Consider the following 9,635-nt stretch of genomic DNA (forward strand, 5'->3'; position numbering starts at 1 on the left):
GTATGGAGGAAAGCAAAGGAATCTGACTCAGGTTTTGGATGTCAATAATAGCTGCACACGGGTGACGACCTCACCCGCAGAGGGCCAAGCCCCATTTTGCCCCATATTGCAGCTCTCGGGGTTCCATGGACCTGTTTTGTTGGCATCGGTCACACCAAAAAGTGTCAGCTGTCGAACCCCCGCGGCCGCACACAAGTGCGCCACACCCGAATCGTTACAAATAACGAGTGATGCCATACGCGTGAGCGCACAAAAAGCCCCCAGATTGAGTGGGCGAATCAAGTCGACCGTTGGCGCTGCGCGATTGGCCGCGGCTTGCTCGTTCGCGGGCGGGCACATCGCCACGTTCACTCGATTATTTTGTAACACTCGCGCCAGCGCATCGAAATGCGGCCATACCTTTTTTTGACCTCGGTGCTGACCCGTTGCCGTCGGCGCAATCAGGACAAATTGGCCTGCTTTTAAACCCGCCTCACGCAGTGCGGCGCTAGCCGATTGCTTGTGTTCATTTGTGATGGTTAACTGAAGGGTGCTTGGCAGAGATATGCTGCGGGTGTCAAACCCCCAACTGCTGAGTGCCCGTTGCGTCAATTCAAACCACGCCTCAACGGCATGCATCGGTTCAGTCGGCTTGTGAAAAGCCCATTTAAGTAGTAGCGATCTGCCATCATCACGCCAACCTGCACTTTGAATACCGGCCAGTTTGAAAGTCAGCGCACTAGAAAGTGAGTCTGGCATGAGTAAGCCCAGCTGGTGCGAAGGATGCTCTCGTCTCCATTGGCGCAGCGCACGGACATTGGCCCGAATCGAATCCGTCATTTCAATGAAGCCTTCGGTCTTGAGGCCTGTCAGCAAATCCTTGGCCCAGCCGCGCGCGCAGACCACCACTGGGACGCCCGCTTGGGCGAGTAAGTCGAGTGCTGGAAGGCACATACAGACATCACCAATCCAGTTTGGTAGTCGAATTAGGATAGGAGCCGGTCGCTTATTCAAGTCTTGCGCAGTCATGATGGTGTCTGTTTATGTTGATAGGGATGAACCGTCTGTGACGTGTGTTGGCTCAGACGAGTAAAATCATGAAATTATCTGATTTTAGAGCCTCATTTTGACTTCATCTCCCGGATCAGCTTCTGTGCCCCCTCAGTCGCTTAAAAACAGTCTGTGGACGCGTATCTATAGTCGCGTTGGCATTTATTGGAAAGGACTCGCGCTCGCGATCCTGTTTATGGCGGGCGCTGCCGCGACACAGCCCACTTTGGCTGTCGCAATGAAGCCGTTGCTCGATGAGGGGTTTTCAGGCGCCAAACCTGAGTACGTTTGGCAAGTCCCCCTGGCGATTATTGCGCTGATCTTCTTGCGCGGACTCTGTAACTTTTTTAGTGATTATTTACTCGCCTGGGTCGCCAATAACGTCTTGTTAGGGGTGCGGCGCGACATGTTTGAAAAATTGCTCACGATGCCTGACAGCGATTTTAAAAAAGGAGATACCGGACGTTTGCTCAATCGTTTTACGGTGGATGCTGGCAACGTCACGAGTTATGCGACAGAGGTCTTGACTGTGATTGTGCGAGAGTCACTCGTGGTGATCGCAATGATTGGTGTGTTGCTCTATATGTCTTGGGAACTAACGCTGATCATTTTGGTGACCATGCCAATTTCAGTGTTGATCTCACGTTCTTTTATCGCCCGCATGCGGCGTATCAACCAAGATACGGTCAATATGAATGCTGAGTTGACGCGGGTGGTCAGCGAGGGCATCGATGGTCAACGGGTCGTCAAGCTCTTTGACGGGTATGAATTTGAGCGCAGTCGTTTTTCTTATGTGAGCGGACGCCTGCGCCGGTTTGATATGCGCGCGGCGACGTCTGATGCTGCGATGACTCCCATCACACAGGTAATCACGGCAATCGCCGTGGCGGCAGTGATTGCTGTGGCGCTGAACCAAGCCAATACAGGAACGCTCACCGTCGGGAGTTTTGCGGCGTTTATGGCAGCGCTTGCGCAAATTTTCGATCCTATCAAGCGCCTCACCAAGGTCGCTGGGCGCATGCAAAAAATGCTGGTGGCGGCTGAAAGTGTTTTTACCTTGGTTGACCAACCTTCAGAACCAGAAACCGGCACTGGTCGCTTCGAGGGTAGGGCACAAGGACGCGTTGAGTTTCGGCAGGTTTCGCATCGTTTTGCCGATGCTCAAAAGGACACCTTATCTGAGGTTTCGATTATGGTGGAGCCGGGTCAGACGGTTGCCCTGGTTGGACGCTCTGGAAGTGGCAAGACTACCTTAGTCAACATGTTGCCGCGTTTTGTATCCCCTTCGACTGGCGAGATCTTGATTGATGGCCGCGATATTGCCTCGCTGAACTTACGCGCATTGCGCGAGCAGTTGTCGCTTGTCAGTCAGGATGTCGTGCTCTTTGACGATACGATTGCCGTCAACGTTGGCTACGGTGCCCTACACGAGGCGACAGAAGCAGAAATTCTCAGCGCGCTGTCGGCGGCCAATCTTTTGGAGTTCGTTGAGGGACTTCCGCTTGGATTGCAAACCCATGTAGGTGAAAATGCGACCCGCTTATCCGGCGGACAGCGTCAGCGACTTGCGATTGCGCGCGCCTTGATTAAAAATGCACCGATTTTGATATTGGACGAGGCCACCTCGGCCCTTGATAATGAATCGGAACGCCAAGTTCAAGCTTCGCTTGAAACCTTGATGAAGGGCAGAACCACACTCGTGATTGCCCATCGTTTATCGACCGTTCAAAATGCAGATATGATCGTGGTGATGGATCACGGCAAAGTCGTTGAGCAAGGTTCTCATACAGAGCTTCTCGCTCGTGGGGGCGCCTATGCTGCGCTCTATCAAATGCAATTTCGCGAAGAGTAGGAGTGATTTGATATGTCACAGCGCCCCATCACGCTTCCTGAACAACTAGCAGATGCGGCGCTCCAGCGCTTCGGTGAGTCTCTGCGCATCCCACCTGACTTACCTGGTGCTGATGAGTTGCTTCGGATGCTGACGCACAGTTCACATCGTAAATGGGCCAGTCAGGCCGTGGCACCCGATCTGCTTCAGGTATTGTTTGCTTGCGCGCTCTCTGCACCTTCAAAATCTGATTTGCAACAAGCCGACATCGTGCATGTGGCCGAGCGATCACGGATCAAGGCGATTGCCGATTGGATTCCTGATATGCCTTGGATCAATGATGCGCCTGTATTTTTGGTGTTTTGCGCCAATAATCTCCGTATTCGACAGATCGGACAATGGCGCGACAAGCCTTTTGTCAATGACCACCTCGATCATTTCATGAATGCCGCTGTCGATGCAGGCATTGTGATGAGCCAGTTTATTCGCGCGGCCGAGGCGGTCGGTCTCGTGACCGTACCCATCAGTGCTGTGCGTAATCACGCGGATCAGACCAGTGCGCTGTTAGGTTTGCCTGATGCTGTGTTTCCCGTGGCGGGACTTTGCGTAGGTTACCCCTTGGAGTCCGGACGCATCATGCCGCGGCTGCCTCTTGCTGTCACCACGCATGTGGATCAGTTTGATGAGTCGGGACTCAAAGATCATATCGATGCGTACGATGCACGTCGTCATGCGTTGTTTCCACTCCGTAGACAGCGCCATGCCAATATATATCCGGATGCAAAATTAAATGGCTGGTCTGAGGATAAGGCCCGCCACTATTCCGTAGAGGAGCGCGCCGATTTCGGAGCATTCATACGTAACAAAAAATTTAGTTTGAAATAAAGACAGCACAACAAAAAATATAAAGGAGCCAAACATGGCGGAAAAAATGACACATACACCGGTAAGTATCCATCCCAACTCTGCGCCCTCAGTCCGTCAGGACGATGATATTCAGATGCTCGCCAGGTTAGCTGGGCTCGAAGATGCGCTGGCGAGATTCCCAGAAGATGTCTCCACCGCTGCCCGAACCGCTTTAAATATTCGTGCTGCGTTTCAAGCGCCTATCGACAATACCGCCGAGCTTTGGCCTGTGATGCAGGTGAAGTCATGATGCACTGGATGACCGCTTCGGAAATCAGCCAGGCCTATGATGCAGGGACGCTTTCGCCTGTGACGGTCATTGAGGCCTTGTTTGCACGCATCGACGCCCTAGAGCCTCAATATCACGCCTTTATCGAGCTTGACCGCGCGGCCGCACTTCAAGCCGCCAAGCAAGCGGAGCGAGAGTTCAAGGCTGGAAGACGCTTAGGGCCACTGCATGGAGTGCCCGTCGGGATCAAAGACATTATCGATATGGCAGGGCAGCGAACCTCTTGCCACTCTAAGGTCATGCTCGAGCACCTTGCTGTGGAGGATGCGCCTGTCATTACGGCATTACGTGCGTCGGGAGCGATTTTGTTTGGCAAGTTAGCCTTGCATGAGTTTGCAATTGGTGGTCCTTCTTTTGACTTGCCGTTTCCGCCCGCGCGCAATCCCTGGAATATCGCCCACCACCCAGGCGGATCATCTTCTGGGTCTGGTACCGCACTCGCTGCGGGGTTTTTGCCACTCGCGCTCGGAACCGATACCGGTGGATCTGTGCGACATCCCGCGGCGGCCTGCGGTTTAGCGGGTCTCAAGGCGACCTATGATTTGGTATCGAGACGTGGGGTGTATCCCTTGTCCATGTCGCTGGATCACGTGGGGCCGATGGCGCGCACGGTCCAAGATGTCGCACTGTTACTTGACGTGATGGCGCAAACCTCATCGTCTCCCAATGCGACCAAGCCTGCGACTTACACCAGAGATCTCAAGCTGGGTGTTAAAGGTCTGCGAATTGGTTTTATTCGTCATTTTCACGAAAAGGACGAAATCGCCCATCCCGATGTGACCCGCGCCCTCAATGAGGCATGCCAGGTATTTCGTGACTTGGGCGCAGAGGTCAACGACATGACGTTGCCTTCGTTGCAAGAGTTTAGCGCGGCGCAAAAAATCATCTTGATGTCAGAGGGCTGGGCGATTCATGCGCAAAATCTTCGTGAGCGTCCACAAGACTATGCAGAAATGTCCAGACGCAAACTGATGTGCGGCGCATTTCTGAGTGCAGGCGATTATGTTCAGGCCATGCAAATGCGCGGTGCGCTGATTGATCGCGTTAATCACGCCTTTAAAAACGTGGATATTTTGTTGGCAGCCAACTCTTTAGATCCCGCCTGTCGGATTGAGGACGTCAAAGAAGTCGTCCGTACTTACACCAGACAGGCACGGGTTCCATTTAACCTGACCGGTCATCCCGCCTTAGCGATGATGAGCGGCTTGTCTAGTGAGGGTCTGCCGGTGTCGTTACAACTCATTGGCAAAAACTACGACGAGGTGACTGTGTTGCGAGCCGGAGCGGCTTTTGAACAAGCCACCCCGTGGCACACGATGCATCCTCAACTTTCCTGATTTGAGCTTTTGGGGCTCAGGGTTTTGAGCCCCGATCAGGAAAGTTCCTGTCGCACAATCTTTGCGCCTTCCGCGAGCGCTCGTAACTTACCGAAGGCAACATTCCTCGGTAAGTACTTCATGCCGCAATCAGGAGCGGGAATCATGTTTTCCGCAGCAACGTATTTCAAGCCAGCACGAATACGCTCGGCCACCAACTGAGGGGTCTCAATGTCATGTGTACCCAGATCCAGCACACCCAACATGATTTTCTTACCTGCAAGATCAGTCAGTACTCCCAAGTCCAAACGTGGTTGTGCGGCCTCGATAGAAATTTGCTTTGCAATCGAGTCGCCCAGGCCTGGTAAAAATGAATAGCCTGTTGGTTTCTGTCCTTTGACAACCGCGGCATAGCCAAAGCACAAATGCACAATGGTCGGCACCGTGATGCCTTGCAGGGCACGATTGATCGCTTTGACAGCGTATCGTTTGGCCGCCTCAGGGTCATGTCGCAGCCAGGGTTCATCGAGTTGAATGAAATCTGCACCAGCGGCTTGTAGATCCAGCGCCTCGGCATTGACTGCCGCAGCAAAGTCCATCACCATTTCTTCATCGTCGGCGTAGAACTCATTTTTTGCTTGTTGACCCATCGTAAAGGGACCAGGCAGGGTGATCTTTGCCAAACGATCCGTATTCGCTTTCAAAAACAGTAAATCTCGAATCTCTACAGGATGAGTACGAACAATTTTGCTCACCACGCGGGGTACGGGTGTTTGTAAGCCCGCTTTTGACGTAATGATCGCCGGTGTTTTGCCATCGACCCCTTCGAGCTCCATGGCAAAACGGTTTGAGTAACTCTCCCTTCTGATTTCGCCATCCGTAATGATGTCGATGCCAGCCCGTTCCATATCTCGGATCGCCAGCACAGTCGCATCATCTTGCGCCTGTTCAAGTCGCTCCTCTGGAATGCGCCAGAGCTCATGTTGACGTGTCCGTGGCACACCTTTGGACAATTGTTCGCGGTCAACCAGCCAGTCTGGTTGAGGATAGCTGCCAACCACCGTGGTTGGCAGCAACATCGCAGGTTGCTGTTGTTTCATTGTTTAATTCGCACTCGCGCCAGAGTCTTTGACGATCTTGCTCCACTTGGCCAACTCGCTGACGGTAAAGTCGTTGAACTGTTTTGTCGACATTGGCGTAATGATCAGGCCCATATTTTTAAAGCGCTCTTGCACCTCAGGATCAGCCAAAACTTGCGTGGTGGCTTTGTGCAGCTTTTCAACCATGTCTTTCGGCATCCCTGCAGGACCAGCTAATCCCCACCAGGGGCGCAGATCGTAACCTTTGACGGTGTCGCCAATAGGTGGCACCTCGGGAGCAATCGGGCTGCGCTCGCTGGTTGCCACACCCAGTGCGCGTAGTCGGCCATCTTTGACGTGCGGGTAAATCACTGGAACATGATAAAAGGTCATCGAAACAGTGCCGGCAAACAAGTCTGTAAAGCCTTGGTTGATATTTTTGTAAGGCACGTGCTGAATATCAATACCCGCCATTGTTTTGAGCAACTCGCCGGCCATGTGTGGCGAGGTTCCAGAGCCTGCAGAGATGTAGGTCAATTTACCTGGATTTTTTTTGGCATAAGCGATGAGTTCCGCCATGTTAGTTGCCGGAATCTTTGGATTGATCGCCAGCATGTTGGGTGCTGAGACCATCAAGGCAATATGTGTAAAGTCCTTGATTGGATCAAAATTTACATTTTTGTAAAGAGATGGATTAGTGGCATGCGTCGCGCTTGTCGAAAAAGTCAGTGTGTAGCCATCGGGTGCGGCACGCGCCACGGACTCAGCTGAAATGTTGCCGCCAGCACCTGCTTTGTTATCGACAATGATGTTTTGGCCGAGTAATTTGCCAAGTTTGTCTGCATAGACACGTGCGATGACATCTGTGGTGGTGCCTGCAGAGTAGGGGACCACAAACTTAATCGGTTTGTTCGGATAGGTTGACTGTGCTTGCGCAGCCGAAAAGCTCAGCGCACCTGACAGTGCGAGAGTGGCAAGCCCGAGCGTGCTGGCCATGCGTACGGTTGAAATTTTTTTCATGTCTTTCTCCTTTGGATTTGTCGGATGTCTATTTATGATGCTTAAATTTTTGGACGACACCCACTGATTCTATCCCTCAAGCACACTCAGTGCGCACACGCACATATCCATATGATCCTGTATTGACAATTGGAAATTAGTCTCTCGCATATCTTGTTTTTCATCAGGTCAGCACAATGTCATATTGCTCTTGGGTGTAATCCGTCGCGACTTCGAGTGAGATTTTTTTACCAATAAAATCCCCCAACACTGCGAGGTGCTGACTCTCTTCTTCTAAAAAGAGATCAATCACACCCTGCGATGCGAGGATGCGAAATTCGCGCGGATTAAATTGCTTAGCCTCTCGCAAAATCTCCCGCAAGATGTCATAGCAAATGCTTTTGTTCGTGCGGACATGGCCGCGGCTCTGGCAGGTCGGGCAAGGCTCGCACAGCTGATGTGCAAGTGAGTCACGCGTACGTTTGCGTGTCATTTCAACGAGGCCGAGTTGTGTAAAACCGTTCACAGTCATGCGAGTACGATCGAAGGACAGAGCCTTGTTGAGTTCGGCAAGGACCGCATCGCGGTGCTCGGCATCATCCATATCAATAAAATCTAAAATGATGATGCCGCCAAGATTGCGTAACCTAAGCTGGCGGGCAATGGCCTGCGCAGCCTCAAGATTCGTTTTGAAAATAGTGTCGTTAAAATTTCTTCCTCCGACAAAACCACCGGTGTTGACATCCACTGTTGTCAGCGCTTCTGTCTGATCAATAATCAAATATCCACCTGACTTGAGATCGACACGCCTGGAGAGCGCGCGTGCGATTTCTTCCTCGATGTTTGCGGTATCAAAAAGTGTCCGTTCGCCGCTATAGTGTTTGATACGTTCGACAACCGAAGGTGTGTAAATACCCGCCCAAGCCTTGAGCTCGACGGTGACGCTACGCGAATCGATCAAAATTTGGTTTGTTTCAGGGGTGACCATATCTCTCAGCACACGCTGAGCGAGAGTCAAATCTTGGTGAAGCAGGCTGGTTGCGGGTAATGTTCTCGCGCCTTGTTGAACGTTCCCCCATATTTTTTTGAGGTAGGCAAGATCAGCCTCAAGCTCCTGATCGCTCGCACCCTCGGCTTGTGTGCGAACAATGAAACCGCCTTTTTCATCAGCAGGGACTAAGGCTTGCAGGCGATCCCTGAGTGCTTGTCGATCAGTCTCAGAGCCTATTTTCTGTGAAATACCAATATGGGGCTCATGTGGGAGGTACACCAACATGCGGCCCGCAATACTAATTTGGGTAGAAAGTCTGGCCCCCTTTGTGCCGAGCGGATCTTTAATGACTTGCACCATGAGACTCTGCCCCTCAAAGATGAGTTTCTCGATGGGGGTGGGGGGCGTGCCGAGCGCGCGCTCTGAACGGTTTTCCCTGAGGTCTGCAATATGAATAAACGCAGCACGCTCCAGACCAATCTCTACAAAGGCGCTTTGCATACCCGGCAATACGCGCACCACCTTACCTAAATAGACATTACCCACTTGGCCCCGCTGTGTGCTGCGTTCCATATGGAGTTCTTGTACCGCTCCACGGGCAACAATGGCCACACGTGATTCAAAAGGGGTCACATTAATCAGGATGTCTTCAGTCATTTTGCTCAGCTTGGGATAGTACGTAAGTAGTTGTGCTATAGTAGCGGGCCTGGCTTTAGATATATTTAATTAACAGCGTTGCGAAAGCAACATTGTGCAGAGAAAAAACCAAGTCTGTGATTTTGGTGTTGTGAGATACAGCACTAAATGGGGCAGGAATGTGAGGTTGTTCAGTTTGCTAGTCACTTCAGTATTGTGTTGTAAGCAAAATAAATTGCAAATAACTCGAAACTAATTTGACACGGACAAAAAACTCCTTCATAATCTCGTTCCTCTGCTTCTGGCAAATAACCAAAAGCAAGTTGCAGAAAAAGCAGGAAATTGCAGTACAGAATTTAGTACCTTGTTCTTTAAAAATTTGACAACCGATAAGTGTGGGCGCTTGGAATGAGTGTCGCAGGTCACTGTGCTGTAACAGGTTCAGTGATTGCAAACGAAATCAAGTGCTCACAAAGAAGTTTGGAAATGAATATTAAGTGTAAAAGCTTGATATAAATAACCTCACTTCCTTTGAGCAGCGACGTATAACCGGCCTGGG

General features: G+C 51.5%; 8 protein-coding genes. 4 read left to right on the plus strand and 4 right to left on the minus strand.

The features are described 5' to 3' along the window. Positions 1-27: 27 nt before the first annotated feature. Positions 28-1,008 (minus strand): glycosyltransferase family 9 protein, encoded by a 981-nt coding sequence (locus tag WBJ47_RS15415; protein ID WP_422246465.1) that lies wholly within the window; start codon positions 1,006-1,008, stop codon positions 28-30. A gap of 97 nt (positions 1,009-1,105) precedes the next feature. Here WBJ47_RS15415 and msbA point away from each other — a divergent pair, with 97 nt between their 5' ends. From msbA to WBJ47_RS15435, 4 genes are read left to right on the plus strand one after another with little or no spacing between them, the layout of a single operon-like run. After that, a complete protein-coding gene (gene msbA / locus WBJ47_RS15420; RefSeq protein WP_422246467.1) occupies positions 1,106-2,881 on the plus strand; it encodes a lipid A export permease/ATP-binding protein MsbA in 1,776 nt (591 codons plus the stop codon). 12 nt (positions 2,882-2,893) lie between these two features. Then, complete coding sequence (locus WBJ47_RS15425) at positions 2,894-3,745, plus strand: nitroreductase family protein (RefSeq protein WP_424585397.1); 852 nt, start codon at positions 2,894-2,896, stop codon at positions 3,743-3,745. 34 nt (positions 3,746-3,779) lie between these two features. Continuing rightward, entirely contained in the window at positions 3,780-4,016 is a 237-nt protein-coding gene (locus WBJ47_RS15430; RefSeq protein ID WP_422243283.1) for a hypothetical protein, read from the plus strand. Continuing rightward, a complete protein-coding gene (locus WBJ47_RS15435; RefSeq protein ID WP_422243284.1) occupies positions 4,013-5,392 on the plus strand; it encodes an amidase in 1,380 nt (459 codons plus the stop codon). Before WBJ47_RS15430 ends, WBJ47_RS15435 begins: the two co-directional genes overlap by 4 nt. Positions 5,393-5,427: 35 nt before the next feature. Here WBJ47_RS15435 and WBJ47_RS15440 read toward each other — a convergent pair whose 3' ends face one another. The 3 genes from WBJ47_RS15440 to rng form a co-directional block, all read right to left on the minus strand. Further along, on the minus strand, positions 5,428-6,471 hold the full coding sequence (locus tag WBJ47_RS15440) for a hypothetical protein (protein ID WP_424585398.1): 1,044 nt from the start codon (positions 6,469-6,471) through the stop codon (positions 5,428-5,430). A gap of 3 nt (positions 6,472-6,474) precedes the next feature. Beyond that, on the minus strand, positions 6,475-7,470 hold the full coding sequence (locus WBJ47_RS15445; protein WP_422242760.1) for a Bug family tripartite tricarboxylate transporter substrate binding protein: 996 nt from the start codon (positions 7,468-7,470) through the stop codon (positions 6,475-6,477). Between the two features lie 163 nt (positions 7,471-7,633). Next, entirely contained in the window at positions 7,634-9,097 is a 1,464-nt protein-coding gene (rng, locus tag WBJ47_RS15450) for a ribonuclease G (RefSeq protein ID WP_422242761.1), read from the minus strand. Positions 9,098-9,635: the final 538 nt, after the last annotated feature.

This window comes from Zwartia sp., from assembly GCF_049655405.1.
GTDB lineage: Bacteria > Pseudomonadota > Gammaproteobacteria > Burkholderiales > Burkholderiaceae_B > Zwartia.

Excerpts from the sequence above, each read along its gene's own strand:
- WBJ47_RS15415 (WP_422246465.1), bottom strand. The coding sequence starts at position 1,008 with ATGACTGCGCAAGACTTGAATAAGCGACCGGCTCCTATCCTAATTCGA.
- WBJ47_RS15425 (WP_424585397.1), top strand. The coding sequence starts at position 2,894 with ATGTCACAGCGCCCCATCACGCTTCCTGAACAACTAGCAGATGCGGCG.
- WBJ47_RS15430 (WP_422243283.1), top strand. The coding sequence starts at position 3,780 with ATGGCGGAAAAAATGACACATACACCGGTAAGTATCCATCCCAACTCT.
- WBJ47_RS15435 (WP_422243284.1), top strand. The coding sequence starts at position 4,013 with ATGATGCACTGGATGACCGCTTCGGAAATCAGCCAGGCCTATGATGCA.
- WBJ47_RS15440 (WP_424585398.1), bottom strand. The coding sequence starts at position 6,471 with ATGAAACAACAGCAACCTGCGATGTTGCTGCCAACCACGGTGGTTGGC.
- WBJ47_RS15445 (WP_422242760.1), bottom strand. The coding sequence starts at position 7,470 with ATGAAAAAAATTTCAACCGTACGCATGGCCAGCACGCTCGGGCTTGCC.
- rng (WP_422242761.1), bottom strand. The coding sequence starts at position 9,097 with ATGACTGAAGACATCCTGATTAATGTGACCCCTTTTGAATCACGTGTG.